At 71.4% G+C, this 26,854-nt stretch carries 28 protein-coding genes; 12 read left to right on the top strand and 16 right to left on the bottom strand.

All coding sequences use genetic code 11. From position 1 onward, the window contains the following. Positions 1-69: 69 nt before the first annotated feature. The 9 genes from A0130_08985 to A0130_08945 form a co-directional block, all read right to left on the bottom strand. Positions 70-2,388 carry a phosphoribosylformylglycinamidine synthase II gene (locus A0130_08985; protein ANF31791.1) on the bottom strand — a complete coding sequence of 773 codons (2,319 nt, stop codon included), beginning with the start codon at positions 2,386-2,388 and terminating at the stop codon, positions 70-72. Positions 2,389-2,453: 65 nt separating this feature from the next. Then, positions 2,454-3,266 (bottom strand): hypothetical protein, encoded by an 813-nt coding sequence (locus A0130_08980; protein ANF31790.1) that lies wholly within the window; start codon positions 3,264-3,266, stop codon positions 2,454-2,456. Further along, positions 3,263-3,817 (bottom strand): hypothetical protein, encoded by a 555-nt coding sequence (locus tag A0130_08975; protein ANF31789.1) that lies wholly within the window; start codon positions 3,815-3,817, stop codon positions 3,263-3,265. Before A0130_08975 ends, A0130_08980 begins: the two co-directional genes overlap by 4 nt. A 72-nt stretch (positions 3,818-3,889) precedes the next feature. Then, positions 3,890-4,588 (bottom strand): phosphoribosylformylglycinamidine synthase I, encoded by a 699-nt coding sequence (locus tag A0130_08970; protein ID ANF31788.1) that lies wholly within the window; start codon positions 4,586-4,588, stop codon positions 3,890-3,892. Continuing rightward, positions 4,588-4,848 carry a phosphoribosylformylglycinamidine synthase gene (locus A0130_08965; GenBank protein ANF31787.1) on the bottom strand — a complete coding sequence of 87 codons (261 nt, stop codon included), beginning with the start codon at positions 4,846-4,848 and terminating at the stop codon, positions 4,588-4,590. Before A0130_08965 ends, A0130_08970 begins: the two co-directional genes overlap by 1 nt. Before the next feature lie 49 nt (positions 4,849-4,897). After that, positions 4,898-5,740 (bottom strand): hypothetical protein, encoded by an 843-nt coding sequence (locus tag A0130_08960; GenBank protein ANF31786.1) that lies wholly within the window; start codon positions 5,738-5,740, stop codon positions 4,898-4,900. Beyond that, positions 5,733-7,010 carry a kynureninase gene (locus tag A0130_08955; protein ANF31785.1) on the bottom strand — a complete coding sequence of 426 codons (1,278 nt, stop codon included), beginning with the start codon at positions 7,008-7,010 and terminating at the stop codon, positions 5,733-5,735. The genes A0130_08960 and A0130_08955 overlap by 8 nt, the downstream gene beginning before the upstream one ends. Next, positions 7,007-8,146: a hypothetical protein gene (locus A0130_08950; GenBank protein ID ANF31784.1), complete on the bottom strand. Its 1,140-nt coding sequence runs from the start codon at positions 8,144-8,146 to the stop codon at positions 7,007-7,009. The genes A0130_08955 and A0130_08950 overlap by 4 nt, the downstream gene beginning before the upstream one ends. Further along, positions 8,143-9,003, bottom strand: coding sequence for a tryptophan 2,3-dioxygenase (locus tag A0130_08945; GenBank protein ANF31783.1), 861 nt, complete (start codon positions 9,001-9,003; stop codon positions 8,143-8,145). The genes A0130_08950 and A0130_08945 overlap by 4 nt, the downstream gene beginning before the upstream one ends. Positions 9,004-9,201: 198 nt before the next feature. Here A0130_08945 and A0130_08940 point away from each other — a divergent pair, with 198 nt between their 5' ends. From A0130_08940 to A0130_08925, 4 genes are read left to right on the top strand one after another with little or no spacing between them, the layout of a single operon-like run. After that, positions 9,202-10,083 carry a haloacid dehalogenase gene (locus A0130_08940; protein ID ANF31782.1) on the top strand — a complete coding sequence of 294 codons (882 nt, stop codon included), beginning with the start codon at positions 9,202-9,204 and terminating at the stop codon, positions 10,081-10,083. Then, on the top strand, positions 10,080-11,243 hold the full coding sequence (locus tag A0130_08935; protein ID ANF31781.1) for an alcohol dehydrogenase: 1,164 nt from the start codon (positions 10,080-10,082) through the stop codon (positions 11,241-11,243). The genes A0130_08940 and A0130_08935 overlap by 4 nt, the downstream gene beginning before the upstream one ends. Positions 11,244-11,274: 31 nt before the next feature. After that, positions 11,275-11,877: a hypothetical protein gene (locus A0130_08930; protein ANF31780.1), complete on the top strand. Its 603-nt coding sequence runs from the start codon at positions 11,275-11,277 to the stop codon at positions 11,875-11,877. A gap of 37 nt (positions 11,878-11,914) precedes the next feature. Continuing rightward, positions 11,915-12,451 carry a TIGR00645 family protein gene (locus tag A0130_08925; protein ID ANF31779.1) on the top strand — a complete coding sequence of 179 codons (537 nt, stop codon included), beginning with the start codon at positions 11,915-11,917 and terminating at the stop codon, positions 12,449-12,451. Positions 12,452-12,457: 6 nt separating this feature from the next. On the opposite strand, the gene A0130_08920 is transcribed toward A0130_08925, so the two are convergent. After that, on the bottom strand, positions 12,458-12,979 hold the full coding sequence (locus A0130_08920) for a gamma carbonic anhydrase family protein (protein ID ANF31778.1): 522 nt from the start codon (positions 12,977-12,979) through the stop codon (positions 12,458-12,460). An 87-nt stretch (positions 12,980-13,066) separates the two neighbouring features. Between A0130_08920 and A0130_08915 the strand changes: the two genes are divergently transcribed. Beyond that, positions 13,067-13,648: a transcriptional regulator gene (locus tag A0130_08915; protein ID ANF31777.1), complete on the top strand. Its 582-nt coding sequence runs from the start codon at positions 13,067-13,069 to the stop codon at positions 13,646-13,648. 31 nt (positions 13,649-13,679) lie between these two features. Beyond that, a complete protein-coding gene (locus tag A0130_08910; GenBank protein ID ANF31776.1) occupies positions 13,680-15,323 on the top strand; it encodes a multidrug MFS transporter in 1,644 nt (547 codons plus the stop codon). Positions 15,324-15,400: 77 nt separating this feature from the next. On the opposite strand, the gene A0130_08905 is transcribed toward A0130_08910, so the two are convergent. From A0130_08905 to A0130_08895, 3 genes are read right to left on the bottom strand one after another with little or no spacing between them, the layout of a single operon-like run. Then, positions 15,401-16,294, bottom strand: a complete 894-nt coding sequence (locus A0130_08905; GenBank protein ANF31775.1) for a glyoxalase — start codon at positions 16,292-16,294, stop codon at positions 15,401-15,403. Positions 16,295-16,327: 33 nt separating this feature from the next. Further along, the gene (locus A0130_08900) at positions 16,328-17,008 is read right to left on the bottom strand and encodes a hypothetical protein (GenBank protein ID ANF31774.1); all 681 of its coding nucleotides are present in this window, start codon (positions 17,006-17,008) and stop codon (positions 16,328-16,330) included. Positions 17,009-17,067: 59 nt separating this feature from the next. Beyond that, positions 17,068-18,015, bottom strand: a complete 948-nt coding sequence (locus A0130_08895) for a phosphoribosylaminoimidazolesuccinocarboxamide synthase (GenBank protein ANF31773.1) — start codon at positions 18,013-18,015, stop codon at positions 17,068-17,070. Between the two features lie 103 nt (positions 18,016-18,118). Between A0130_08895 and A0130_08890 the strand changes: the two genes are divergently transcribed. Continuing rightward, positions 18,119-19,492: a hypothetical protein gene (locus A0130_08890; protein ANF31772.1), complete on the top strand. Its 1,374-nt coding sequence runs from the start codon at positions 18,119-18,121 to the stop codon at positions 19,490-19,492. 53 nt (positions 19,493-19,545) lie between these two features. Here A0130_08890 and A0130_08885 read toward each other — a convergent pair whose 3' ends face one another. Beyond that, positions 19,546-19,884 (bottom strand): hypothetical protein, encoded by a 339-nt coding sequence (locus A0130_08885; GenBank protein ID ANF31771.1) that lies wholly within the window; start codon positions 19,882-19,884, stop codon positions 19,546-19,548. 25 nt (positions 19,885-19,909) lie between these two features. Beyond that, positions 19,910-20,356: a hypothetical protein gene (locus A0130_08880; protein ID ANF31770.1), complete on the bottom strand. Its 447-nt coding sequence runs from the start codon at positions 20,354-20,356 to the stop codon at positions 19,910-19,912. A gap of 160 nt (positions 20,357-20,516) precedes the next feature. Here A0130_08880 and A0130_08875 point away from each other — a divergent pair, with 160 nt between their 5' ends. After that, positions 20,517-21,764, top strand: coding sequence for an FAD-binding protein (locus tag A0130_08875; protein ID ANF31769.1), 1,248 nt, complete (start codon positions 20,517-20,519; stop codon positions 21,762-21,764). Positions 21,765-21,773: 9 nt separating this feature from the next. Here the strand turns inward: A0130_08875 and A0130_08870 are convergent, their stop codons facing one another. Beyond that, the gene (locus A0130_08870) at positions 21,774-23,030 is read right to left on the bottom strand and encodes a phosphoribosylamine--glycine ligase (GenBank protein ID ANF31768.1); all 1,257 of its coding nucleotides are present in this window, start codon (positions 23,028-23,030) and stop codon (positions 21,774-21,776) included. Between the two features lie 56 nt (positions 23,031-23,086). On the opposite strand from A0130_08870, the gene A0130_08865 reads away from it, so the two are divergent. From A0130_08865 to A0130_08850, 4 genes are all read left to right on the top strand, one after another. Continuing rightward, positions 23,087-23,443: a hypothetical protein gene (locus A0130_08865; GenBank protein ID ANF31767.1), complete on the top strand. Its 357-nt coding sequence runs from the start codon at positions 23,087-23,089 to the stop codon at positions 23,441-23,443. Between the two features lie 153 nt (positions 23,444-23,596). Further along, positions 23,597-23,998, top strand: coding sequence for a hypothetical protein (locus A0130_08860; GenBank protein ANF31766.1), 402 nt, complete (start codon positions 23,597-23,599; stop codon positions 23,996-23,998). A gap of 29 nt (positions 23,999-24,027) precedes the next feature. Beyond that, entirely contained in the window at positions 24,028-25,599 is a 1,572-nt protein-coding gene (locus tag A0130_08855) for an amidophosphoribosyltransferase (protein ID ANF31765.1), read from the top strand. A gap of 38 nt (positions 25,600-25,637) precedes the next feature. Beyond that, entirely contained in the window at positions 25,638-26,759 is a 1,122-nt protein-coding gene (locus tag A0130_08850; GenBank protein ID ANF31764.1) for a phosphoribosylformylglycinamidine cyclo-ligase, read from the top strand. The last annotated feature ends 95 nt before the right edge of the window (positions 26,760-26,854 follow it).

The following is a 26,854-nucleotide window of genomic DNA, read 5'->3' as shown; positions in this document are numbered from 1 at the left end:
ACAGGAAAAACGCTCCGAATCGCAGGGATTCGGAGCGTCTTTCCTGTGCTCGGCGGCTGGCGGCGCGGGTCAGGCGACGGTCGGGCCGAAGTGCTCGGGGAGCGTGGAGCGGTGCACGCCGTGGAGCTCCTCCAGGCCGATCGTGAACTGGTCCTGCACCTCGAGGACCGGCTGCGCGCCCACCTCGGCGTCGGTGACGCCGATCCGCAGGGCCGGGATACCGCGACCCTCGCAGAGGCCGCGGAACTTCACGTCGTCCTCACGCGGGACCGTCACGATGACGCGGGCGGTCGACTCCGAGAACAGGGCGGTCGCCGCATCCACGCCGTCGCGCTCCTGGATCTCGGTGAGCCAGACGCGAGCGCCGACACCGAACCGCATGACCGACTCGGCCAGCGCCTGCGCGAGGCCGCCGTCGGCGAGATCGTGCGCGGACGAGACGAGGCCCTCCTGTGCCGCGGCGTGCAGGGCCTCGGCGAGCGCGCGCTCCGCGTCCAGGTCGACCGCCGGCGGGCGTCCGCCGAGGTGGCCGTGGATGGTGCCCGCCCAGGCGGAGCCGTCCAGCTCCTCGCGGGTGGTGCCGAGCAGGTAGATGTTCTCGCCCTCGTCCTGCCACCCGCTCGGGATGCGGCGTGCGACATCGTCGATCACGCCGAGGACGCCGACGACGGGGGTCGGGAAGATCGGGGTGTCGCCCGTCTGGTTGTAGAACGACACGTTGCCGCCGGTGACCGGGATCTCGAGCTCGAGGCAGGCGTCCGACAGGCCCTCGACGGCCTGAGAGAACTGCCACATGACCTCGGGGTTCTCCGGGCTGCCGAAGTTGAGGCAGTCGGTGACCGCGACCGGGACGGCGCCGGACGCGGCGACGTTGCGGTACGCCTCGGCGAGGGCGAGCTTGGCGCCCTGCTTGGGGTCGAGCTGGCAGTAGCGGCCGTTGGCGTCGGTCGCGATGGCGAAGCCCAGGCCGGACTCCTCGTCGACGCGGATCATGCCCGCGTCGTCCGGGAAGGCGAGAGCCGTGTTGCCGCCCACGAAGTAGTCGTACTGGTCGGTGATCCAGCCCTTGTCTGCCAGGTTGGCGCTGCCGAGCAGGGCGAGCGTCTGCTCGCGCAGCTCGTCGCCGGTCGTCGGCCGGGCGAGCACGGAGGCCGAGTCGTCCTGCAGGGCGTCGATCCACGTCGGGTAGGCGACGGGACGCTCGTACACCGGACCGTCGACCGCGACCGTGCGCGGGTCGACGTTGACGATCTCCTCGCCCTTCCAGTTGATGACGAGGCGGCCGGTCTCGGTGACCTCGCCGAGCACGCTGGTCTCGACGTCCCACTTCGCGGTGACGGCGAGGAACGCGTCCAGGAGCTCCGGCTTGACGACCGCCATCATGCGCTCCTGGCTCTCCGACATGAGGATCTCCTCGGCCGTGAGCGTGGGATCGCGCAGGAGCACCTTGTCGAGCTCGATGAACATCCCGCCGTCGCCGTTCGACGCCAGCTCGCTGGTCGCGCAGGAGATGCCGGCCGCGCCGAGGTCCTGGATGCCCTCGACCAGCTTGTCGCGGAACAGCTCCAGGCAGCACTCGATGAGCACCTTCTCGGCGAACGGGTCGCCCACCTGGACGGCCGGACGCTTGGTCGGGCCGCCCGCGGAGAACGTGTCTGATGCGAGGATGCTCGCACCGCCGATCCCGTCGCCGCCGGTACGGGCGCCGAACAGGACCACTTTGTTGCCTTCGCCGGACGCGTTGGCGAGGTGGAGGTCTTCGTGGCGGAGCACGCCGACGGACAGCGCGTTGACCAGCGGATTGCCCTGGTACACCGGGTCGAAGTAGGTCTCGCCGCCGATGTTCGGCAGGCCCAGGCAGTTGCCGTAGAAGGAGATGCCGGAGACGACGCCGTGTACGACGCGGGCGGTGTCCGGATTGTCGATGGCGCCGAAGCGCAGCTGATCCATGACGGCGACGGGACGCGCGCCCATCGAGATGATGTCGCGGACGATGCCGCCGACGCCGGTCGCGGCACCCTGGAACGGCTCGATGTAGGACGGGTGGTTGTGCGACTCCACCTTGAAGGTGACGGCCCAGCCCTCGCCGACGTCGACGACGCCCGCGTTCTCGCCCATGCCGACCATGAGGTTCTTCTTCATCGCCGGGCTGACCTTCTGGCCGAACTGGCGCAGGTAGATCTTCGACGACTTGTAGGAGCAGTGCTCCGACCACATCACCGAGTACATCGCCAGCTCGCCGCTGGTCGGGCGGCGGCCGAGGATTTCGCGGATCCGCGCGTACTCGTCCTCTTTGAGCCCGAGCGCCGCGAAGGGCTGCTCCCGCTCCGGGGTCTCGATGGCGTTGGCGACGGTGTCGACGACGTGGGCGGTGGCGGTGTCGGTCACGCGGGCACTCCAGGCTGGGCGGGGCTGGCGGGGATGAGGTCCAGTCTACCGGGCCGGGAGAGGGGTCAGGCCGGGCAGCGTTCGGAGGGGATGGCTCGCACGCTCCCCTGGCCGCCCGGCTTCACAGCGTCGTTCCCGACCTGTATCTCGAAGACCACATCGTGCATGACGGCGAAGGCTATCCAACCGCCCTGTCCGTCGGTCAGGCCGTAGTACGTGACGCTGTCGCTGTAGTGTCCGGTCTCCGGGATGCCCGGGTACGCCGCGAGCAACTCCTCCCGTGTGGAGCTGACCCCGATACCGGCCGCCGTCTTCGGACTGGTGGCGCGGTTGTCCGTCCCATCGCCGTAGTTGCCGAACTCGATCGCCGCCGTGCGGCCCGAACCGTCGGCGGCACCGACCAGGACTAATCGGAGCCGGCTAGGCGCGAGGTAGTCCCGTTGCCCCTCGAGGCAGATCGAGTCGGTGACGTCCTCGAACCCGGGAAGCGCGTCGCCTTGCGCCGAGAACGGCGTTCCGAGCGACACCTGGCCGACCGAGTCGAAGTCGATGATCCACGTGGACGGGTCGGCCGGGTCCTGCACCGGAGCCGCCGCTGTCGGTGTCGGTGTTGGAGTGGGCGTCGGTGTCGGTGTCGGGGTCTGCGTGGGCGTCGGCGTCGCCGTCGGCGCCGCGACCGGCGCCGGGTCGAGCAGCCCCGTCCCCAGTGCGTAGGCGACCGTGCCGCCGGAGATCGTCAGCGCGAGCACGACGAGCGTCGCGATGAGCGCCGTGCGCTTGCGTCCGCCGACGCGGCCGGGGTGCGCCTCCGCGTTCGCCACGACGAGGTCGCGGATCGCCGCCTTCCGGCGCGGGTCGAAGGTGGGCTCGTCGTTCATCGCACTCCTCCGTTCGTCATCGCCGGGTCCTGCTGGAGCAGCTCGGTGAGCCGTGACTTCGCCCGTGAGAGACGGGACTTGACCGTTCCAGGCGCCACGCCCAGGGCTGTGGCGGCGTCGGCGGTGCTGAGCTCCTCCAGCACGCAGAGGGTGAGGATGTCCTGGTCGCGCTTCGGTAGTTGGGCGAGCGCGCCGCGGAGGGCGGCCCGGCGGGCGTTCCGGTCGATGCGGTCGTCCACAGCGTCCGCATGGTCCGGCGCGTTCTCGGGCGGGGGAAGCTGCAGCAGCCCCTCTCGGTAGCGCCGGGACGACCGTGCGTAGTTGCGGTGCACGAAGTTCGTCATCACCAGCAGCCAGGCCACGATGGACCCGTTGACCTCGCGCATCGCATCCCGCTTGCGCCACGCCTCGAGGAACACGACGGCGGTCACGTCCTCCGCGTCGTGCAGCGACGCGGTCAACCGCAGCGCCTGCCTGAACACGCGGTCGTGGTGCAGGTCGAACAGGGCGCCGAACGCATCGGCGTCGCCGTCGCGCACGCGTTCGAGCACCGCCGGCTCGTCGAGTTGGATTCCCCTCACAACTATGAAGTGTCCGCGATGAGGGGCGCGGTTCCCGGGAGGTTACGCCTCGACGAGCGCCGAGCGGATGACCGAGGTGAAGAATGTGAGGCCGTCGGTGCCCGAGCGCATCGCGTCGCGGGTGTCGGGGCCGAAGCCCGGCTCGACCGCGTGCTCGGGGTGCGGCATGAGGCCGACCACGTTGCCGCGCTCGTTGCGGACGCCCGCGATGTCGTTGAGCGAGCCGTTCGGGTTGACGCCCGTGTAGCGGAAGACGACCATCCCCTCGCCCTCGAGGCGGTTCAGCTCGTCGGCCGAGGCGATGAAGCCGCCCTCGCCGTTCTTGAGCGGGATGACGATCTCCTGGCCCTGCTCGAAGCCGCTGGTCCACGGGGTGGAGGCGTTCTCGACCGTGAGGTGCTGGTCGCGGCGGATGAAGTTGCCGTGGTCGTTGCGGATCAGGCCGCCGGACACGAGGTGCGCCTCGGCGAGCATCTGGAAGCCGTTGCAGATGCCGAGGATCGGCATGCCCTTGGCCGCCGCGTCCACGACCTCGGTCATGATCGGCGAGAGGGAGGCGATGGCGCCGCAGCGCAGGTAGTCGCCGTACGAGAAGCCGCCGGGCAGCACGAGGGCGTCGACGCCCTGGAGGTCGTGCTCGCCGTGCCAAAGCGCGACCGGTTCGGCGCCGGCGAGGCGGACGGCGCGCAGGGCGTCGCGGTCGTCGAGCGAGCCCGGGAAGGTGATGACGCCGATGCGCATCAGGCGCCGACCTCGGCGGGGTAGTGGATGCCCACCACGTCTTCGATCACGGAGTTCGACAGGATCTCGCCCGCGATCTCCTCGACCGTCGCCCGCACCTCGTCGTCGATCGGGCCGTCGACGGTCAGCTCGAAGCGCTTGCCGACGCGGACCCCGCTGACGACGCCGCGCCCGGTGCGGGCCAGGGCTCCGGCGACCGCCTTGCCCTGCGGGTCGAGCAGCTCGGCTTTCGGCATTACTTCGACGACGATGGTCGGCACGGGGATACTCCGCTCACTCGGGCGACAAGGGTGGGGTTCGCCCTCGATTCTACCGTGCCGCGGCGACGCTTCGGGCGGGACCGGCGACGGCGGCGGCGTGGACGACGGCGCGGCCCTCCAGGTCACTCCACAGGCGGCGGAACAGGGCGGCGGAGTCGGCTCCCGGCCAGTCCGCAGGCAGCGCCTCCGACGGGAGACCGGGATCGCGATAGGGGATGACGCGCCACTCGTCGAGCGCGCGGATCCAGAGGGCGAACGCCTGCGCGTCGTCGTCCGGGGCCGCCTGTGCCCCGAACCGCGCGAGGAAGGCGTCGTGCGTGCGGCGGATCCCCTCCAGGTCGTACCAGCGGGCGAGCCCGGCGCCGAGGTCGCCGCGGGGTGCGGCGTCCGCGAACAGGACGACCTCCGCCTCCCCGGCGATGTCGTGCGCGGTCGCGGCGAGCTCGTCCTCGAGGGCGGCAGGTGCGATCCACAGGCCGTCGGCGACGGTCCCGCAGCCGAGCGCGGAGAGACGGCGGCGGAGCCGGTCTCGGCTGCCCCTGCTGCGCTCGGGGAACGAGAACGACAGCAGGCACCACGCTGTCGCCTCGACGCGGTCGCCGAAGATGCGGTCGTCGCCGCGCTCCAGCATCGGGACCGCAGCGGGCTCGAGGGCGTAGCCCGCCACGCCGTCCCGAGGCTCCCGTCGCAGCACGCCCCGCGAGCAGACCCGCGCCAGGCTGGACCGCGCGGTCGCGGCCGGGACGCCGAGGTCGCCCATCAGGCGCACCGCGCCCGCCGCGCTCATCCAACCGCCGATCGGGCGGAGGATGCTGCCCACGACCGTGCGGAGCAGCGCCGTGGCGCTCCCGGTGCTCGCCTCCAGGTCGTCGCGCGCCGCGACCTCAGTCATCGTGGGCGAGCTCGCCGAGCGCATCCCGCACTGCCGCCATCCCGGTGCACAGCTCCTCGAAGCTGGTGCTGAACGGCGACAGGCCGATGCGCAGGCCGTCGGGGTCGCGGTAGTCCGGGATGACGTCCCGCTGCCAGAGCAGCTGCGTCACCTCGCGCATGGCCGGGTGGCTGAGGGTGATGTGGCCGCCGCGCAGCGCGGGGTCGCGCGGGCTGGCGAGCGCGACGCCGAGCGGAGCGAGCCACTCGTCCGCGAGAGCGACGGCGAACTCCGTCAGGGCGACCGATTTGGCGCGGACCGCCTCGATGCCGGCCTCCTCGATCATCCCGATGGTGTCGCGCATGGCGAGCATCCCGACGATCGGGGGCGTGCCGCTGAGGAATCGGCGCACGCCGTCCGCGGGCTCGTACTCCGGGCCCATGAGGAACACGTCGCGCACGCCCATCCACCCTTGGATCGGCTGGGTGAGGTGCGGGATGAGCCGTGCGTTCACGTAGCCGAAGGCGGGGGATCCGGGGCCGCCGTTGAGGTACTTGTACGTGCAGCCGACCGCGAGGTCGACATCGGCCGCGTCGAGGTCGACAGGCACGGAGCCGGCGGAGTGGCAGAGGTCCCAGAGCACCAGCGCACCCGCGTCGTGCACGATGCGGGTGATGGCGGGGAGGTCGGCGAGGAAGCCGGACCGGTAGGCGACGTGACTGAGCACGACCAGCGCGGTCCTCGGCCCGACGACGGCACCGACCTGCTCGGGGGTGACGCCGGCCTCCGTGTCCGCCTCGATCCACACCAGCCGCAGGCCGCGCTCGCGGGCGATGCCGTCGAGGAGGTAACGGTCGGTGGGGAAGTTGTCGGTGTCGAGCACGATCTCGCTGCGCTCGGGGAGGCTGTCGACGGCGGCGCGCGCGAGTTTGTAGAGCAGGACGGTGGTCGAGTCGCCGATGAACGTCTGGCCCGGCGCGGCGCCGAGTGCGGCGCGGCCCAGGTCGTCGCCGATGGTGAACGGCAGCTCCATCCACTCCTCGTCCCAGCCGCGGATCAGCCGGTCGCCCCAGCCGTCGAGGAGGAACCGCTGGATGCGTTCGACGCTTGCGCGGGTCGGGCGGCCGAGGGAGTTGCCGTCGAAGTAGGCGGTGACCTGGGAGGTGCCGTCGTCGATGCCCGCGAAGCGCGCGCGGAAGGCGGCGAGGGGGTCGCGCAGGTCGAGCGCGCGGGCCGCGGTGAGCGGGTCGGGCTCGAGGGCGGCGGGAGGGACGGGATCGAAGTCGGTCATCGGGGCTCCGGTGTCGCGGTCGGGGAGGGGTCGGTGGATGCAGTGGGTGCGCCGGATGCGCCGAGCAGGTCGGCGACGGTGAGGCCGCGGGCGGTGGCGAGCCAGTCGGGGAGGCCGCGCGGGTCGAGGGCTGCGGGGTCTGCGGACGTGGACTCGCCGGGCGGGGGCGTCGGCGCCCAGGCGACGCGTGCGCCGATGGTCGGCGCGCGGTCGTCGTCGGGGCGGCGCAGACCGGCGATCGCCTTCAGGACGGTGACGGGCGCGACACCAGCGTCGACCATCCCGCGGAGCTCGCGCGCGTTCACACCGACGGCGAGGGGCCCGTTGCCCAGGTCGGTGCCGTACAGGATGCGGCCGCCGGCGCGGGCGAAGCGGCCGAGGTTGTCCGATGCGATCGCGTGCTCCTCGGTCGGGTCGCCCCAGCCGTGGATGTCGAGGGTGCTGACCCAGCTCATGCCGCGCCGGGCGGACTCCGCGATCAGGTCGTCCTCGAGCCGCTCGGAGAAGGGCGTGTGCGCGAGCTGGTCGGCGCCCGCTGCGAGCGCCCGGGCCGTCTGGCCGGCGCCCTGGACGTGGACCGTCACCGGGACGCCCTGCGCGTGGGATTCGGCCACAACGCTGTGGAGAACCCGATCGTCCACAGTTTCGCCGGCGTCGGTGTTGAGCGTGACCTTGATACGGGAGGCTCCGAGCATGACATTCGCACGAACAGCCAGACGGGCCTCCCGTTCGCCGCCGACCTCCGTCGAGGAGCCCGGCGGCCCCCACCCGGCGTTGACCGGGTAGCCGCCCACGCACGTGATCAGGGAGCCGACGATGGCGACCGACGGCCGGGAGAGGTCGTCGGCGAGCCAGCCGGCGGCGACGGCGGGGATCCACCCGAGGTCGATCGCGTGTGTGATGCCGCCCGTGAACACGGCGCGCTGGTCGGTGAGGCCGAGGTGCGTGTGGTGATCCGTGAGGCGCGGAAAGAGGGTGCCGGGGAGGCGGTGGTGGCGCGCGCGGGCGTGCGCGGGCACGTCGTCGACGGGGTGCAGGCGCTCGCCGTCGCTGCGGAAGGTGGTCTCGCCGAGGAAGCGGTGGCCGTTCCAGACGGCGTCGACCGTCAGGTAGGTCTCCGGGTACGCGTCGCTCATGCCGGCGTTCCGACCTCGGTGCGGACGGCGTAGAGCTCCGGGAAGAACGTGAGGTCGAGCGCCTTCTGGAGGAATGCCGAGCCGCTGGAGCCGCCCGTTCCCGTCTTCATGCCGATCGTGCGCTGCACGGTCTTGAGGTGGCGGAAGCGCCACAGCTGGAAGTTGTCCTCCAGGTCGACGAACTCCTCGCACGCCTCGTACTCGGGCCAGTGCTCGTTCGCGTTCTCGTAGATCTCGCGGAACACGGGAACGAGCTCGGGCGTGAAGACGTGGGCCTGGGTCACGTCGCGGTCCAGCAGCGCGGTGGGGACGGCGAAACCGGCCCGTGCCAGGTGGCGAAGGAACTCGTCGTAGATGCTCGGCGCCTCCAGTAGTTCCGCGAGGAGCGCGTGTGCGGCGGGGTCGCTCTCGAACACGCTGAGCATGCGACGGTTCTTGTTTCCGAGCACGAACTCCACCGCCCGGTACTGGTACGACTGGAACCCCGACGAGTTGCCGAGGAAGCCGCGGAACTCCGCGTACTCCGTCGGCGTCAGCGTCGCGAGCACCGACCACTGCTCCGTCAGGGTGCGCTGGATGTGCTTGACGCGGGCGATGCGCTTCAGTGCCGGCGGGAGGTCGTCGGCCCGGAGCAGGTCGCGCGCCGACTCCAACTCGTGGAGCACCAGCTTCAGCCAGAGCTCGGTGGTCTGGTGCTGGATGATGAACAGCAGCTCGTCGTGGTGCTCCGGGTGGCTCACCGGGCGCTGGGCGCTGAGGAGCGTGTCCAGGTCGAGGTAGGAGCCGTACGACATCCGCTCCCGGAAGTCGGTGACGATGTCGGGATCGAACTCGCGGGTGTTGTCGCCGTCGGCCATGCTGCAATTCTGCGCCGGTCGTCAGCGAAGTGCAACAGCCGCTTTCCGTCTCCTGCCGTCCCCGTGCCGTTCACCCGCGCGTTACCGGCAGTTGCGTGCGTCGTCGCACCCGGCTCCTAACCTGACGGGACGCTGCGCCGGCGGCCGCACGAAGGTGCGTCGCCGTTCCGCAGGCGACCACGGAGGAGAGGCGCGACGATGACCCCGGACGGACGTATCACCAGCGAGTTCGACGAGTCCACGCGGTGGGACGACTCCGAGGAGTGGGACGACCTTGAGGGCGGGGACGAGGCGGCGGACCCCGGCCAGGGTGACAACGCACGCGACGAGGAAGACGGCGACCGCGACGACGATCTGGCCGATCTGGAGCTCGTGGTCCTCGACCTGTCCGGGACGATCGTGGCGGACGAGGAGCTCATCGAGCGCGCGTTCGACCGCGCCGCATCCGCTGCGGGGATCGGGGCCACCGAGACGGCCCGACGGGCCGCGTGGGGCTTCGTCCGCGAGACGATGGGGCAGTCGACGATCGGCGTCTTCCGTGCGCTCACCGGCGACGACGACCAGGCCGAGCACGCCAACGCGGTCTTCGAGTCCGCCTACGTCGAGCTCGTCGCCCGGGAGGGCGTGACCGCCGTGCCCGGCGCCGAGGAGGTCATCCGGCGGCTGCAGGCGACCGGCGTCGACGTGGCGGTGATCACCGGCTGGTCGCGGCGGGTGCGCGACGCCGTCCTGGACGCGCTCGGCTGGGCGTCGCTGGCCGACGTGGTGCTGAGCCCGGAGGACGCGGGGCGCGGCCGGCCCTTCCCCGACCTCCCGGTGACCGCTTTGCTCCGCTCCGGCGCGTCCAGCGTCGAGGGCATGGTCGTCGTCGGCGACACCGCCGGCGACATCGCGTCGGGCATCGCCGCGGGCGCCGGACTCGTCGTCGGGGTGCTTACCGGCGCCCACGACGAGCAGACCCTCCTCGACGCCGGCGCGGACGCGGTGCTCCGCAGCATCGCCGGCCTGCCGGAGCTCCTCGGCTACGACATCCCCGAGCTCGTGAGCGTGGACGCCGTCGCCGGAACCGGCTCCCGGTGACGGTCAAGGCGGTCACCCCGCGCGTCGTCGAGCCGCCGGCGCGCCTGGGAATGGGGGTGAGCGTGTACCCGTCGGCCACCGCCATGGTGTGGCCCGGCGAGGGGCGCGCCCACGAGGCGGTCGCGGTTCCCGGTGTGCGGCTGGCGCCCGGCGACGTGCTCGTCGAGGTCGAGCTGGCGACGGTCTGCGGGTCCGATCTCCAGACGGTCCAGGGACACCGGCAGGCGCACGCGCCGCTGGTCCTCGGCCACGAGCAGGTCGGGCGCGTCATCGCGCTCGGACGCGGCGGCGCGAAGACGACCGACGGGCACCGGGTGACGCTCGGCGAACGCGTCGTCTGGTCCGTCGCCGTGCCGTGCGGCCGCTGCGCACGCTGCCGCCGCGGCCTGCCGCAGAACTGCCTGAACCTGCAGAAGTACGGCCACGAGCGGATGCGGCGCGGGTGGGAGCTGTCCGGCGGGTTCGCCACGCACACGCACATCCTCGAGGGGACGCCGCTCGTGCGGGTGCCCGACGACATCCCCGCCGAGGTGCTCGCGCCCGCGTCCTGCTCGACGGCGAGCGTGGCTGCAGCGCTGGAGGCCGCCTCCCAGATCGTGCCGCTCGACGGCGCGCTCGTGCTGGTGGCCGGGGCCGGGATGCTCGGGCTCACCGCGACTGCCATGGCCACGGACGCCGGCGCGCGCGTCGTCGTCAGCGAGCCGGTCCCCGAACGGCGGGAGGCCGCGAAGGCGTTCGGCGCAGTCGCGGTGACCGATCCGACGCCCGGCGCCGACCCCGCGCTGTCCCTCCCCGCGGTCCTCGCGAAAGCAGGCGGACGCGCGGCAGCACCGACCGTCGCCCTCGAGCTGTCCGGCGACCCGACAGCCGTCCGCTCGCTGCTCGACGCGGTGGACGTCGGCGGCGTGCTCGTCCTCGTCGGCTCCGTGACGCCCGGCCCGGAACTGGTCATCGCCCCGGAGCAGCTGGTGCGCAACCTCCTCAGCATCCGGGGCGTGCACAACTACGCGCCGCGGCACCTGGAGCAGGCGGTGCGGTTCCTCGCGGAGGCCTGGCAGCGTTATCCCTTCGCCGAGCAGGTGGGCGAGACCGTCCGGCTCGCGGAGATCGACCGCGCGCTCGTGCCGTCCACGCATCCGCGCGTCGCCGTCCGGCCCTGACCCGACGCGGGCGCGGTCGTACCCTGGGGGCGTGCTCGACCGCTTCTTCGACCTGATCCGCGCCGTCCCGGCCCCCGCAGACGCGGAGCTGCTCTTCGGCGACGACGACCTCGGCCGACTCCGCGAGCGCAACCTCCGCCGGTACCTCGCAACGCCTCACGCGCCGATCCTGCTCCTCGGCGAGGCGCCGGGCTGGCGCGGGATGACGGTGACCGGCGTCCCGTTCACCTCCGTGCGCGAGGTCGAGGCCGGCGTTCTGCCCGGCCTCGAGCTGCCCGCCGAGCCGCAAGCGCCGTGGGAGGCGTCCAGCCGCGTGTTCTGGGACACGATGAGGCAGTGGACCGGCCCGCTCCCGCTCTCGTGGCCGGTCTATCCGCATCACCCGTTCGTCGCCGGACGCCCGCAGACCAACCGCACGCCGCGGTCCTCCGAGGTGCGCGCGGGCGCGCCTGTGGCGGACGAGCTGATCCGAGCTCTCGGCATCGAGACGATCGTCGCCGTCGGTCGCAAGGCGCAAGGCGCGCTCGCCGAGGCGGGCATCGAGGCGCCTGCGATCCGCCACCCGGCACAGGGCGGCGCGCGCATGTTCACGGATCAACTCCTCGCGTTGAACCGCGCCATGCTCGACGCCTGAGCGTTCGCCGCGCGCACGCCGCCCGCTCGCCAACGGCATCGGCGCGCTGATCTTCTTCAGTCGCTGGCTGCAGGCGCCGCTCTACCTCGGCCTGATCGTGGCGCAGCTGATCTACGTCTGGGTCTTCATGACCGAGTTGTGGCACCTCGGCGAGGAGGTGCTGGCGCACCCGGGCTCGATCGCGGAGGCGGACGTGATGCTCGCCGTCCTCGGCCTGATCGACGTCGTCATGATCGCCAACCTCCTGATCATGGTCATCATCGGCGGCTACGAGACCTTCATCTCACGCGTCAACGTCGACGGGCATCCGGACCAGCCGGAGTGGCTGTCGCACGTGAACGCCAACGTGCTGAAGGTGAAGCTGGCCATGGCGATCATCGGCATCTCGTCCATCCACCTGCTGAAGACGTTCATCGCGGTCGGCGACCTGGGGATCGCCGGCGGCGGCGCCCTGGGCTCGGAGCGCTACACGCCGCAGGGCGTGTTCTGGCAGGTCGTCATCCACTGCATCTTCATCCTGTCCGCCGTGGCGCTGGCGCTCATCGACCGGATGTCGCGGACCAAGCGCGGCTGACCCGAGTCAGTCGAGCCGCGTCGCCTGGCGGTGCTCGGCCGTCTTCTCGACGTATCCGGACGCGTTGCGGTGGATGGCCTCCACCTCGTCGTCCGTGAGCTCCCGCCGCACCCTCGCGGGAACGCCTGCGACCAGCGAGCGCGGCGGGATCACCGCGCCCTGCGTGATGAGGGCGCCGGCCGCCACGAGCGACTCCGCGCCGACGTGCGCGCCGTTCAGGATGGTCGCGCTCATCCCGACCAGGACGTCGTCCTCGATCGTGCAGCCGTGCAGCACGGCGTTGTGACCGACCGACACGCGTGCGCCGACGGTGAGCGGGTACGCGGCGTCGACGTGCGCGGAGACGTTGTCCTGGAGGTTCGTCTCCGCTCCGATCACGATCGGTGCGTTGTCGGCGCGCACCACCGCGCCGTACCAGACACTGGCGCCCGCGCCGAGGGTGACGTCGCCGATCACGGTCGCGCCGGGGGCGACCCACGCCTCGGGATCGATCTGCGGCACCCGGTCGCCGGGCAGTGAGTAGAGCATCCGCGCCCCTTCCGTCGCCTCCACGGTACTTGACCCGCGTTAGTCCATGCCGTATATTCCTCGTGGAATAATCAACTCGGAAAGTCCATGGCCGAATCACGCAATCTGACCCCCCTCGCCGTCGCCGCGCTCGCGCTGCTCGCCGAGGGCCCGTCGCATCCGTACGAGATGTACCAGACCCTGGTGCTGCGCTCGGAGGACCGGCTGGTGAAGGTGCGCCCCGGCTCGCTCTACCACACGGTCGACCGCCTGGCGCGGCACGGCCTGGTGCGCGCGACCGGGACCGAGCGCGAGGGCAACCGGCCCGAGCGCACCACCTACGCGATCACCGACGAGGGCACGCTCGCCCTCAACGAGAGGGTCGCCGAGATCATCGCGACGCCCGTCAACGAGTACCCCGAGTTCCCGCTCGGCCTCGGGGAGTCGCACAACCTGCCGCTCGAGACCGTCGTCGCGCTGCTCCGCAAGCGCATCGGTCTCATCCGGGCCGACATCGCCGTGCTCGACGAGGCGATCCGGACCATGCGGGCGAAGGAACTGCCCGCCAAGTACTGGGTGGATGTGCGCTACCAGCGCGCGATGGCGGAGGCCGATGCGGCCACGCTCGAAGCCCTCATCCACGACCTCGACTCGGGAGTGCTCTCCTGGGACGAGGAGAAGAAGCACTGAGCATCCCGCTCTCGACAGGAAGAACGTGACAATGGAACGCGAACTCAAGCCGTGGCCCGCGCTGTGGGCCCTGGTCATCGGGTTCTTCATGATCCTCATCGACACCACCATCGTGTCGGTGGCCAACCCCTCCATCATGAAGGGCCTCGACCTGGGGACGGACTACAACGCCGTCATCTGGGTCACCAGCGCCTACCTGCTGGCCTACGCCGTGCCGCTGCTGATCACCGGCCGCCTCGGCGACCGGTTCGGCCCGAAGAACATCTACCTCATCGGACTCGTGATCTTCACCGCTGCCTCGGCCTGGTGCGGGTTCGCCGGCCACATCGGCATCCTGATCACGGCCCGAGTCGTGCAAGGCCTCGGCGCCGCCCTGATGACGCCGCAGACCATGGCGGTCATCACCCGCATCTTCCCGCCGGAGCGCCGCGGTGCAGCCATGGGGCTCTGGGGCGCGGTCGCCGGTGTGGCGACGCTGGTCGGCCCGCTGCTCGGCGGCATCCTCGTCGACACCCTCGGCTGGGAGTGGATCTTCTTCATCAACGTGCCCGTCGGCATCGTGGCCTTCATCCTCGCGATGCGGCTGGTCCCGAAGCTGCCGACGCACACGCACAGCTTCGACATCCTCGGGGTGATCCTGTCGGCCGTCGGCATGTTCCTCCTGGTGTTCGGCCTCCAGGAGGGCGGCACCTACGACTGGGGCGTCATCTGGGGTCCGATCTCGGTGTGGGGCCTGATCATCGCCGGAATCGTCGTCCTCGCCGCCTTCGTGGTCTGGCAGGCCGTCAACAAGAAGGAGCCGCTGCTGCCGCTCCCGCTGTTCCGCGACCGCAACTTCTCGCTGTCGAACGCGGCGATCACCACGGTCGGCTTCGCGGTGACCTGCATGGCGCTGCCGCTGGTGTTCTACTTCCAGACGGTCCGGGGGCTGACGCCGACGGAGTCCGCGCTGATGCTCGCGCCGACCGCCGTGTTCTCAGGCGTGCTCGCTCCGTTCGTCGGAAAGCTGATCGACCGGGTGAACCCGCGCAACATCGCCACCCCGGCGCTGGTGCTGTTCGCCTTCGCGCTGTTCCTCTACTCGCGGATGCTGTCGCCCGACGTCAACATCTTCCTGCTCCTCATCCCGAGCGCGCTCATGGGCATCGCGATGGCGGGCGTCTGGGGTCCGATCTCGACGACCGCGACCCGCAACCTGCCGATGAACCAGGCGGGAGCCGGCTCCGGCGTCTTCAACACCACGCGTCAGATCGGTGCGGTGCTGGGAAGCGCCTCCATCGCGGCCCTCATCGAGAGCCGCCTGGCCGCCGACCTGCCGAAGGTCGCCGGAGGCGCGGCGAACGCCAACGAGGCTGCCGCGGGCACCGAGCTGCCTCAGTTCCTGCACGCCGGGTTCACCCAGGCGATGTCCGAGGCGCTGCTGCTGCCCGCCGCGGTCGCCTTCCTCGGCGCGCTGATCGTGGTCTGGTGGCAGCGGCCGAAGCCGCCGGCGTGGGCGAAGCCCGCGGGTGCTGCCGAGTCGGCCGCCGCACCGACGCACGGCGCCCACGCCGCCCCGGTCCCGGTGGACGCGACCCCGCACGGCTCGCACGCCGCCGACGTGCCGCCCGCGACGGACGCCCGCCCGGGCGAGGAACCGCCGCACGGCGTCCACGCCGCCCCGGCGATCGACTGACCGCTTCGCGCTGAAAAGGGAGGAGGTCGCAGCCATCACGGCAGCGACCTCCTCCTTTTCGCGTCGGGCGCGGCGTGTCAGGCCGGCACGTCCTCCGTTTCGGCCACCACGCGGACGGCGTTCGCCCACGGGTCGTCGAAGGCGACGGACCGACCGTCGTCGCGCGCCTCGACGCCGTAGTGCCGCATCCGCTCGCTCAGCTCGCCGAGGTCGTCGGCCGACGGCACGCGGATCTCGACCTGACCGAGCCCGAGCGCGAGCTGCCGGCGCCCGGCGCCGCGGCTGTTCCACGTGTTCATCGCCATGTGGTGGTGGTACCCGCCGGCGCTGACGAAGAGCGCGCTGCCGCCGAGCGCCGCCGTGGTCTCGAATCCGAGCCGGTCGACGTAGAAGGCCCGTGCCGACTCCACGTCTCCGACCGACAGGTGCACGTGCCCGACACTCGCGTCGCCGAACGGGATGAGGTCGTCTGCCCGTGCGAGCGCCGCGCCCCGCTCGGTCAGGTGCTCCGTGAGGAAGCGGTTGGGGTCGAGGTACAGCGTCGCCATCTCGACCTGGCCGTGCGTCCAGCTCCATTGACTGCGGTCGCGGTCCCAGTACAGTTCGACGCCGTTGCCCTCCGGGTCGGTGAAGTAGAACGCCGTACTGACGAGGTGGTCGGCGCTGCCGGTGAAGGTTCCCGGCGCGCGCGTCCCGACCGAGTAGACCGCAGCGGCCAGCGCCTCCTGCGTGTCGAACACGATCGCCGTGTGGAACAGCCCGGCCTCGCCCGGGGAGGCATGCCGCAGCTCCGGGGCGTGCTGGAGGATCACCGCGGGCGTCGACCCGCGGCCCAGGATGACGCGGTCGCCCTCGGCGGCGAGCACGCTCAACGTCACGGCATCACGGTAGTAGCGCGTCATCAGGTCGAGGTCGGCGACGCGCAGGGTGACGGCCCCCATGGCGGAATCGGCGGGCAGGAGTTCGGGCATACCTCACAGAACACCGGCCGGACCGGGACTATTTCACGTCTCGATCGCTCCGCCGTTCGCGGCGAGGTAGCGACGCAGGGTCAGCGACGGGTCTGCTGCCTGCTCGCGGCGGTACCGCGCGAAGTCGAGCTGGTCGCGCAGTGAAGCGCCCTCGCGCATCCGATCGGCCTGCGCTCCCTCGACCGTCTGGATGCGCCGGGCCTCCGCGAACAACCGCTCTCGGGTCTCGCCGGCGAGCACGAGCACGCCGTCGTCGTCGGCGACGACCCAGTGGTCAGGGGTGACCGTGACGCCGTCGAGGAACGCCGTGCGCATCGCGGACCCGGGCGGCGGCACGCGTCGAGGACCGAAGGGATGTGCGCCCCGGCTGAACACCGGGAGCCCGATCTCGCGGAGCTGCGCGGTGTCGCGGTGCCGGCCCCAGATGACCGCGCCGGCCATCCCGGCGGTCGCCGCCTCCAGCAGCATCAGGTCTCCGACGCAGGCCTCGTCGTCCCGGCCGCCGTTGTCGACGACGAGGACCGCGCCGGGCGGGGCGTCGTCGATCGTCTCGAGCAGCACATCCACGCTGCCGAGGTGCGTGACGGGCGCGGCCGGGCCCGCGAACGGGCGGCCGGGCAGCAGCGGGAGCAGGCTCACGGGTGCGGTGCCGACGGGGATGCCAAACCGGACGGCGGCGTCGGCGATGGCCGCGGTGGCGGGAGGGGTGTCCATGAGGGGACGCTATCCCTCTGCGCATGCGCGCGGCGACATGCGCCGAGGAGGGGTCCGGGTCAGGCGCCGGTCAACCGCTCCAGCAGCTCCCGGTACTTCGCCGCGGTCCGCTCGACGACGTCGGCGGGGAGCTCGGGCGGGGTGCCGGACTTGTCCCAGTGGGCGGCCAGCCAGTCGCGCACGATCTGCTTGTCGAAGCTCGCCATCCGCTCCTCCGGCGTGGTGCCGGCGGCGAACGCCGCAGCGTCCCAGTACCGGCTCGAGTCGCTGGTCAGCACCTCGTCGGCGAGGGTGATCTCGCCCGTCGAGCGGTCGGCGCCGAACTCGAACTTCGTGTCGGCGATGATGACGCCGTGGGCCTCGGCGATCTCCGCCCCGCTTGCGTAGACGTGAAGGGACAACCGCCGCAGCTCTTCCGCGATGTGCGGTCCGACGAGCTCGACCGTCCGGTCGAAGCTGATGTTCTCGTCGTGCTCGCCCTGCGGCGCCTTCCACGCGGGGGTGTAGATCGGCTCGGGCAGCCGGTCGCCGTTCCGCAGGCCGCCGGGCAGCGGGATGCCGCACACACTCTGCGACGCCTGGTACTCGGCCCAGCCGCTGCCGGTGAGGTAGCCGCGCACGACGCACTCGATCGGGAACATGTCGAGCGGCTTCACGAGCATCGACCGGCCGGAGACCGCCGCGGGAATCCGCTCCACGACGCGGTCGCCGTCCAGGACGTGGTCCGGGATGAGGTGGTTCGGGACGTCGTCGAGCTGGTCGAACCACCACAGGCTCAGTGTGGTGAGCAGCTCGCCCTTGCCCGGGATGCCCGGCTCGAGGACGTGGTCGAACGCGCTGACGCGGTCGCTGGCGACGACCAGCACGCTGTCCGTGTCGGCGAGTCCCGTGGCGCCCTCGGGCACGTACAGGTCGCGCACCTTGCCCGAGTAGACGTGGACCCATCCCGGAAGTTCGATCACGCGATCCAGTTTAGGCGGACCCGGCGTCACGATACCGTCCGTCATCTCGTCTCAAGAGGTAGGCGGAACTAGGGCCGCCCGGCGTCGCTCCCCGGAGCGCCGCCCAATCTGCTGCGCCCTCGGGTGCGGCGCGAAAGAAAGAGGCACTATGAGGTGCACGAAGATCGCGGCGGCAGCCGTCTCGACGGCCATGCTGGTCGGGGGCGTCGTCATCGCCGCCAGTCCCGCGTCGGCCGTGACCGCTAACCAACTCACGGGCAGTTACGTGGCGTTGGGGGACTCCTATGCCGCCGGTAACGGCGCGGGCTCGTACGACGCGGGCAGCGGGGACTGCCATCGCAGCACGAACGCCTACCCACAGGCGTGGGCGTCCGCGTACCCCGCTGTCCGCAGCCAGTCCTTCGCGTGCAACGGAGCGACCACGGAGACGGTACTGACCGCCGGCGGCGCGGGAGCGGCGATCACCGCCGCGCTCGGTTCCGCGACCACCGCGTCGGTCCAGGCGGGCGGCAACGACATCGGCTTCACCGACGCGATCACGACGTGCCTTCTCGGAACCGACGCCGACTGCACCTCCTACCTGCAGACCACCACGTCGGCGCTGCTCGCAGCGTTGCCCGCGAAGCTCGACGCGCTCTACTCGCGCGCCAAAACGCTCGCGCCCTACGCGTCGTTCCAGGTCGTCGGCTATCCGCGGCTCTTCGACGGTTCGGCATCCTGTTCCCTCTGGTCGTCCGCCAAGCGACAGGTGCTGAACACCATGTCGGACCGCCTCTCCGACACCATTTCCGCGCGGGCCGCCGCGGCGGGCTTCGCCTACCGCGACGTCCGAAACGACTTCTCCGGGCACGGGATCTGCTCGGCGTCGCCGTGGATCGTCAACGCGGGATCCGGGTCCACCTGGGAGTGGATGCATCCCACTGCCGCCGGACACGCTCGCGTCGCGGCCCTCCTCGCCGCACCGCAGCACCCCGTGCAAGTCTCGGCCTCGCAGGGGCAGCTCACCATCGCGATGACCCGCGAACTGCAGCAGTCCGCCAACCGCGTCATCTTCTGGGTCAACGGGTCCTACGTGGGGGAGACCTACCGGGGCAGCAGCTACTACTCGAGCGTCTCCACGGACCGGAACACTGTGAACGTCGTGCCCCGAGTCACCGTGAAGGCGGGCGACCGCGTCCAGGTCGGCATCGTTCCCGGCGCCCCGGGTAACAGCTACCCGTCGCCGTCCGCTATCGCCCTCTTGGCCGACACGCAGGTGGACTCGGTCTACAGCGCGACCCTCACGAGTGACGGGCGTCTCGCCGTGCACCTGTCGAGTGCGCTGTTCTCGTCGAACAACCAGACCACGTTCTACGTCAACGGCGCCTACCACGGCGCGACGAACTCGGGTGTGGGGTACTACGTCAGCGGCTGGATCGGAGGCGACGGCGTCCACCTCACCACAGGGGATGGCGGGTTCAAGCACGGCGACCACGTCACCGTCACCGTCGGGTCGCAGACCGTTCTCGACGGCGTCCTGTAGGCCACCGGCATCGCACCCGGGCTCCGGGTGCGATGCTGCAGCCGGGTCGAGTTCTACCCGAGCAGCTTCGCTTTCGCTGCCGCGAACTCCTGGTCGGTGAGCACGCCTTGCGTATGGAGCGTGGCGAGCTGCTGCAGCTGCACCATCATGTCGTCGCCGCCGCCTGCTGCGGCCGGAGCGGCCTGCTGCTGGTAGGCCGCCTGCTGAGCCGCAGCCTGCTGCGCCAGCTGCTGCTGCTGCTCGTACTGCTGCTGTTGTTCGGCTGCCTGCTGGTCGTACTTGTCCTGCTCCCGCTGCGCCTGCCGGCGCTGGACGTTGCCCGACACGGCCGTGGCCGTGCCTGCGACGACGGCCGTTCGCGCCGCCATCCCGATCAGTCCCGGGCGTCCCATTCTCCTCAATGGCATGATGCTCTCCTCAGCTCTCCGTCGTCTCGAGTTCCTCGTACGCCTCCGACGCCACTGCATTCACCACCGGCGCGGGGATGCGCTCGCTGTACAGCACCGTCCCGCCCGACTCGAAGAAGCGGCTGGCGAGATCCTTCGCCCAGACGTGCTCGAAGACGAAAATCGCGCCGGTGGACCCGTCTTCGAGGAGTTGGGCGGCCTGCTCGACGTCCTCGTCGCCGGCGATTCCGGGCGCTTCGAGGTGAAGATCGCCGATGTCGATCTCGTCGTCGTTCTCCTGCATCTCGATGACGTCCACGCTGCCGTCCGGGTGGCGCTCCACGAGGAGCAGGTCGAGCACCCGGATCGTGCCGGTCTCGACGAGGTCCCCGATCGCCTGGAAGACGCCGTCCGACGGCCGGTCGGTGTCAAACTGCGCGACCATGAACTCCGCCGGACCGTATTCGAATTCGGCCATGACGGCCCCCTCTCTGTCGGGTCAGCCCCTCTGACACGGCAGACGATACTGCCGCACCGCAATCGGCGGCTACACACGATTTCCGGTGCTCTGAACGGCGTGGATGCGCACGTTCACATCCCTAGACTGAGGGGACACGACGTGACCGAGGGAGGCCGCGATGGCCGAGAAGAACTGGGCGGGCAACTACGAGTACCGGGCGGAGCGCATCGCTCGCCCGCGCTCGATCGAGGAGCTGGGCGAGCTCGTGGTGGGCGCCTCCGCGGTGCGTGCCCTGGGCAGCCGGCACTCGTTCAACGACCTGGCCGACGTGCCGGGCGGCCTGCTCGTCAGCACGGCCGAACTGCCCGGTGCGGCGACCATCCACGAGGAGTCCCGCACGGTGACCGTCGGCGGCGGCGTCCGCTACGGCGACCTCGCGCGCGAGCTGCAGGACGCCGGCTGGGCGCTCCACAACCTCGCCTCGCTCCCGCACATCTCGGTCGCCGGCGCGATCGCGACCGCGACGCACGGCTCGGGCGATCGCAACGGCAACCTCGCCACCGCGGTCGCGGGCCTGCGCATCCTGAACGGCTCCGGCGAGCTCGTCGACCTGCGCCGCGGCGACGACGGCTTCGACGGCGCAGTCGTCTCACTCGGCGCGATCGGTGTGGTCACGGAGGTGACCCTGGACATCCAGCCCACCTTCGACGCGCGTCAGCGGCTGTTCGGCGGCGTGCCGTGGGAGGCCGTGCTCGGCCGCTTCGACGAGGTCACCTCCGCCGCCTACAGTGTCAGCCTCTTCACGACCTGGGACGAGGAGGCGGTGTCGCTCGCCTGGCTGAAGGAGCTGGACGGGGTCGAGTCGCTCATCGAGGACGACTTCTTCGGCGCGCCGGCCCTGACCGAGCCGCGGCACATGATCCCGACGATGGACGTGCGGAACACCACCGAGCAGCTCGGCGTCGTCGGCCCGTGGAGCGAGCGACTGGCGCACTTCCGGTTCGCCTTCACCCCATCAAACGGCGAGGAGATCCAGTCGGAGTACCTGGTGCCCCGGGCCCGCGCCGTCGAGGCGATCGAAGCGGTCAGGGCACTCGCGCCTGTCATCGCCCCGCTGCTGCAGATCAGCGAGATCCGCACCATCGCCGCCGACGACCTATGGCTGTCGACGGCCTACGGGACGGACGCGGTCGGGCTGCACTTCACCTGGTTCCGCGACCAGGCCGGGGTGGAGGCGGTGCTCCCGCGTATCGAGGCGGCCCTGCTGCCGCTCGGCGCGCGCCCGCACTGGGGCAAGCTCTACCTCGACCGCGACGGAATGGTGCCGTCCCTCTACCCGCACCTTGCCGACTTCGCCGCCTTGGCGACCCGCTTCGACCCGGACGCGCGCTTCCGCAACCCGTTCCTCGCCCGCCTCCTCGCCTGACCGGCGGGGTCAGGAGACGCGGGCGGCGATGTCGGTGCGGTACTGCGCGCCGTCGAGGTGGATGAGGTCGAGCGCCGCGTAGGCACGCTCGCGCGCCTCGGCGAAACCGGTGCCGCGCGCGACGACGGACAGCACGCGTCCGCCGGTCGCGACGAGATCGCCCGTCGCCTCGTCCACGGCGGTGGCCGCGTGCGCGATGGTCACCTCGGGGACCGCGGCCGCCGCCTCCAGACCGGTGATCGGGCGGCCCGTCTGCGGCGCCTCGGGGTAGCCCTCGCTCGCCAGCACCACGGTGACCGCGGTGTCGAGCGCGAACTCCGGACGCGGCATCCCGCCGAGCCCGCCCGTCGCGGCCGCGTACAGCAGCGACGACAGCGGGGTCACGAGCCGGGGGAGCACAACCTGCGTCTCCGGGTCGCCGAACCGGGCGTTGAACTCGATGACGCGGATGCCCCGGTCGGTCACGATCAGACCGCAGTACAGGAGGCCGATGAACGGCGTCTGCTCGGCGGCGAGCGTCCGCACGGTCGGCAGTGCGATGGTGTCGATCACCTCGTCGACGAAGCCGTCCGGCAGCCACGGCAGCGGGGAGTAGGCGCCCATGCCGCCGGTGTTCGGACCCGCGTCCCCGTCGAGGAGGCGCTTGTAGTCCTGTGCGGGTGACAGCGGCAGCACGTCGTGCCCGTCGCTGACGAGGAAGAGCGACACCTCCTGACCGTCGAGGAACTCCTCCACGAGCACCCCGCCGTGCTGCAGCCAGTGCGTGGCGTGCTCGACGGCCGCGTCCCGGTCGGACGTCACCAGCACGCCCTTGCCGGCGGCGAGCCCGTCGGCCTTCACGACGTACGGTGCGCCCAGGTCGTCGAGCGCGCGCTCTGCCTCCTCCAGGGTCTCGGCGCGCACGGCGCGTCCGGTCGGTACGCCCGCCGCATCCATGATCCGCTTCGCGAACGCCTTGGAGCCCTCCAGCTGCGCCGCGGCCTTGCCCGGCCCGAACACGGGGATGCCGCGCGTCCGCAGCGGGTCGGCGACGCCCGCGACGAGCGGCGCCTCCGGGCCGATGACGACCAGCTCGATCCCGTTCTCGATCACGTACTCGGTGACCGCCTGGCCGTCGAGCGGGTCCAGCCCCGGCTCCACCCGGACATCCTGGGCGATGCCGGCGTTGCCGGGCGCCGCGACGATGTCGTGGCCGGCCTCCTCGGCGAGCAGCGCGGTGATGATGGCGTGCTCACGGGCACCGGAACCGAGGATGAGGATCTTCACGCCACCATGCTAGAGGGAGCGGCCCAGGCCGTCGGGACTGGGGGAGGATGGACGACATGGCGAGAGCGAAGATCCCCCACGAGGTCGGTGGCCCGGCCGTGCGCGCGGCGGTCGCGGGCGGAGCGGACCGCGACACCACAGCCACCGCGGTGCGCTACCTGCTGCAGCTGCTGGCGGAGCGCGCTCCGGGCAATACGGTCGAGGTGCGCGTGCCTCCGTTCGGGGCCGTGCAGTGCATCCCCGGCCCGCGCCACACCCGCGGGACGCCGCCCAACGTCATCGAGACGGATGCCGCGACCTGGCTGGCCCTCGCCTCCGGCGCGACGACGTGGGAGCAGGGGGTCGCCTCCGGAGCGGTTCACGCCTCGGGTCAGCGGGCGACCCTGGAGGGCCTGCTCCCCTTGCGCTACTGACGAGCGCCCGCCCCGGAACACGACCTCACGGGTGCACCCCGAAGGCCACGGCGACGACCGCCGCGCCCACCATCACGAGCGCGAACGCCGCACCCGCCACGACCCGAAGAACTGTTGCGCTCACACCCCTTAAGACGTGGCTCCCGGCCGGGCATGACGCACGACGAGCGCCCAGTTTCGATCTGGGAGAATCGAAGCATGAGCGACAGCCCCGCGGTCCCCGAGCAGCCGGAGGAGACCGAGACCGTCACCCCGGCCGAGGTGCGCGTGCGGCGCTCGCCGCGGTACTTCCGCTTCATGATCACCGGCGCGGTGCTCTTCGCGATCGTCGCGCTCATCCTGACGTTCTCGTTCCCCGAGAACCCGACGTACGACCGCGGCAGCGTCTTCGGCTTCCTGCTCGCGATCTGCGTGACCATCGGCGTGGCCCTCGGAGCCGTCGTCGCGCTCATCCTCGACCGGACGACCGCCCGTCGAGCCCGCAGCGTCCAGGCGGATAGAATCGACGTGCGCGTCACCGAGACGCCGGACGATACGAGCGACACCCAGAGCTGAACATCCCGACTTCCTGAAAGGGGTCCGCTGTGGCCGGAGGCGACGGTCTTCTCAGTCACGATCTGCTGCCCGGCGAGAAGGGGCCGCAGGACGCCTGCGGTGTCTTCGGCGTCTGGGCCCCCGGTGAGGAGGTCGCAAAGCTCAGCTACTTCGGGCTGTACGCGCTCCAGCACCGCGGCCAGGAGTCGGCAGGCATCGCGACGAGCGACGGGGACAAGATCCTCATCTACAAGGACATGGGGCTCGTCTCCCAGGTCTTCAACGAGAACGCGCTCAACTCGCTCCCCGGCCACATCGCCGTCGGGCACACGCGCTACTCGACGACCGGCGCCTCCAGCTGGCAGAACGCACAGCCGACGCTCGGCTCCACCGCCAGCGGAACCGTCGCGCTCGGTCACAACGGCAACCTGACCAACACCGCCGAGCTGATGCAGCTCGTGCACGAGCGCTACCCGCAGCACGACGGCGAGCTGTCCCGGGGCAACACGACCGACACGGCCGTGGTCACGGCGCTGCTCACCGGCGACCTCGACCACACCCTCGAGTCGACGGCGCTGGAGGTGCTGCCGCGCCTCCGCGGAGCCTTCTGCCTCGTGTTCATGGACGAGCACACGCTGTACGCCGCCCGCGACCCGCAGGGCGTGCGCCCGCTGGTGCTCGGCCGCCTGGAGCGCGGCTGGGTCGTCGCCTCCGAGACCGCGGCCCTCGACATCGTCGGCGCGAGCTTCGTGCGCGAGGTCGAGCCGGGCGAGCTGCTCGCCATCGATGAGAACGGCCTGCGCAGCCAGCGCTTCGCCACCGAGAAGCGCGCGGGATGCGTCTTCGAGTACGTCTACCTCGCGCGTCCCGACACCACCATCGCCGGCCGCGGCGTCTACGAGGCCCGCGTCGAGATGGGCCGCCAGCTGGCCCGCGAGCACGCGGTCGAGGCCGACCTCGTCATCCCGACCCCCGAGTCCGGCACCCCGGCGGCGATCGGCTACGCGCAGGCGTCCGGCATCCCGTTCGGGCAGGGCCTGGTCAAGAACTCCTACGTCGGCCGCACCTTCATCCAGCCGTCGCAGACCATCCGCCAGCGCGGCATCAAGCTCAAGCTGAATCCGCTCAAGGAGGTCATCAAGGGCAAGCGCCTGGTGGTCGTCGACGACTCGATCGTCCGCGGCAACACGCAGCGCGCGCTGGTCTCGATGCTCCGCGAGGCGGGGGCTGCCGAGGTGCACGTCCGCATCTCCAGCCCGCCCATCACCTGGCCCTGCTTCTACGGCATCGACTTCGCGTCGCGCGCCGAGCTCATCGCGACCGGCCTGGGCGTCGAGGAGGTGCGCCAGTCGATCGGCGCGGACAGCCTCGGCTACCTCTCCGAGGACGGCATGATCGACGCCACGGAGCAGCCGCGCGAGCGGCTGTGCACGGCCTGCTTCACGGGCAAGTACCCGATCGAGCTGCCGGATGCGCACCACCTGGGCAAGAACCTCCTCGAGCGCCCGTCGGTCTCCCCGACGGACGACGGCTCCGACGCCACCTCCGACGGCTGCGAGCCCGGGCCCGACTCCGAGCTGGAACCTCTCCTCTCCTTCGGCGACCCCGGCCGCCAGGAGTAGTTTCTTCCACGCCTCTGGCGCCCGGATACGATGTACGGGTGACCGACTCGAGCGCCTCCTCGTCCGCCTCCTACGCCGCAGCCGGCGTCGACACCGCAGCGGGCGACCGGGCCGTCGAGCTGATGAAGGCGGCCGTCGGCCGCACGCACGGTCCGGAAGTGCTCGGCGGCGTCGGCGGCTTCGCCGGCCTGTTCGACGTCTCGTTCCTGGGCGACTTCCGGCGTCCGCTGCTCGCGACGAGCACGGACGGCGTGGGCACCAAGGTCGCGATCGCGCAGGCGCTCGACAAGCACGACACCATCGGCCAGGACCTCGTGGGCATGGTCGTCGACGACATCGTCGTGGTGGGCGCGCGTCCCCTCTTCATGACCGACTACATCGCGTGCGGCAAGGTCGTCCCCGAGCGTATCGCGGCGATCGTCGCCGGCATCGCCCGCGCCTGCGAGGCGACCGGCACGGCGCTGGTGGGCGGCGAGACGGCGGAGCACCCGGGCCTGCTCGGCCTCGACGACTACGACGTGGCGGGAGCCGCGGTGGGCGCGGTCGAGGCGGATGCCGTGCTCGGCGCCGAGCGCGTACGCGACGGCGACGTGGTGCTCGCGATGGCATCGTCCGGCCTCCACTCGAACGGCTACTCGCTGGTTCGGCACATCCTCGCCGCCCGCGGCATCGGCTTCACCGACCAGTCGGCGGAGTTCGGCGGCGTCGTCGGCGAGGCGCTGCTCGAGCCGACGCGCCTGTACACCTCGCCGCTGATGCGCGTGCTGCAGGATGCGTCCCTCGGGGGTGCGATCCACTCCCTGAGCCACGTGACCGGCGGCGGCATCGCGGCCAACCTCGCGCGCGTCCTCCCCGTCGGATCGTGGGTCGAGGTCGACCGCTCGACGTGGTCCCCGACCCCGGTGTTCCGCATCCTGAGCGATCTGGCCGGCAGCACGCTCGAGTCGAGCGAGGGCACGTGGAACCTCGGGATCGGGATGTTCGCCGTCGTCGCCCCGGAGGCGGCGGAAGCGGTCGCAGCGGCCATCACGGCGGACGGCATCCCGACCTGGCGCGCGGGCACCGTGTCCACGTCGGCGCGCGACCTGACGGGCTTCGAGCAGGGCGCGAAGGGCGTCGACGGCGGGGCCGTGCGCCTCGTCGGCACGTACGCCGACTGACCGGCGCGTCACCGGCGCGTCACCCTTTTTGGTCGGAGCGGATCGGCCCGCGACCCCGCTAGAGTGGCGCGTGTGAGCCGATCGCACGCCCGACT

Origin of the sequence: Leifsonia xyli (assembly GCA_001647635.1) — a bacterium.
GTDB classification, from domain to species: domain Bacteria; phylum Actinomycetota; class Actinomycetes; order Actinomycetales; family Microbacteriaceae; genus Leifsonia; species Leifsonia xyli_A.
Note: the sequence above shows the minus strand (reverse complement) of the source record. Positions and strands in the feature narration are given on the sequence as shown.

What these genes read in the sequence shown, in the direction of transcription:
- A0130_08980 (ANF31790.1), bottom strand. Translation starts at nt 3,266, where the DNA reads ATGAACGACGAGCCCACCTTCGACCCGCGCCGGAAGGCGGCGATCCGC.
- A0130_08970 (ANF31788.1), bottom strand. Translation starts at nt 4,588, where the DNA reads ATGCGCATCGGCGTCATCACCTTCCCGGGCTCGCTCGACGACCGCGAC.
- A0130_08960 (ANF31786.1), bottom strand. Translation starts at nt 5,740, where the DNA reads ATGACTGAGGTCGCGGCGCGCGACGACCTGGAGGCGAGCACCGGGAGC.
- A0130_08955 (ANF31785.1), bottom strand. Translation starts at nt 7,010, where the DNA reads ATGACCGACTTCGATCCCGTCCCTCCCGCCGCCCTCGAGCCCGACCCG.
- A0130_08950 (ANF31784.1), bottom strand. Translation starts at nt 8,146, where the DNA reads ATGAGCGACGCGTACCCGGAGACCTACCTGACGGTCGACGCCGTCTGG.
- A0130_08945 (ANF31783.1), bottom strand. Translation starts at nt 9,003, where the DNA reads ATGGCCGACGGCGACAACACCCGCGAGTTCGATCCCGACATCGTCACC.
- A0130_08940 (ANF31782.1), top strand. Translation starts at nt 9,202, where the DNA reads ATGACCCCGGACGGACGTATCACCAGCGAGTTCGACGAGTCCACGCGG.
- A0130_08920 (ANF31778.1), bottom strand. Translation starts at nt 12,979, where the DNA reads ATGCTCTACTCACTGCCCGGCGACCGGGTGCCGCAGATCGATCCCGAG.
- A0130_08915 (ANF31777.1), top strand. Translation starts at nt 13,067, where the DNA reads ATGGCCGAATCACGCAATCTGACCCCCCTCGCCGTCGCCGCGCTCGCG.
- A0130_08910 (ANF31776.1), top strand. Translation starts at nt 13,680, where the DNA reads ATGGAACGCGAACTCAAGCCGTGGCCCGCGCTGTGGGCCCTGGTCATC.
- A0130_08905 (ANF31775.1), bottom strand. Translation starts at nt 16,294, where the DNA reads ATGCCCGAACTCCTGCCCGCCGATTCCGCCATGGGGGCCGTCACCCTG.
- A0130_08900 (ANF31774.1), bottom strand. Translation starts at nt 17,008, where the DNA reads ATGGACACCCCTCCCGCCACCGCGGCCATCGCCGACGCCGCCGTCCGG.
- A0130_08895 (ANF31773.1), bottom strand. Translation starts at nt 18,015, where the DNA reads ATGACGGACGGTATCGTGACGCCGGGTCCGCCTAAACTGGATCGCGTG.
- A0130_08890 (ANF31772.1), top strand. Translation starts at nt 18,119, where the DNA reads ATGAGGTGCACGAAGATCGCGGCGGCAGCCGTCTCGACGGCCATGCTG.
- A0130_08885 (ANF31771.1), bottom strand. Translation starts at nt 19,884, where the DNA reads ATGGGACGCCCGGGACTGATCGGGATGGCGGCGCGAACGGCCGTCGTC.
- A0130_08880 (ANF31770.1), bottom strand. Translation starts at nt 20,356, where the DNA reads ATGGCCGAATTCGAATACGGTCCGGCGGAGTTCATGGTCGCGCAGTTT.
- A0130_08875 (ANF31769.1), top strand. Translation starts at nt 20,517, where the DNA reads ATGGCCGAGAAGAACTGGGCGGGCAACTACGAGTACCGGGCGGAGCGC.
- A0130_08865 (ANF31767.1), top strand. Translation starts at nt 23,087, where the DNA reads ATGGCGAGAGCGAAGATCCCCCACGAGGTCGGTGGCCCGGCCGTGCGC.
- A0130_08860 (ANF31766.1), top strand. Translation starts at nt 23,597, where the DNA reads ATGACGCACGACGAGCGCCCAGTTTCGATCTGGGAGAATCGAAGCATG.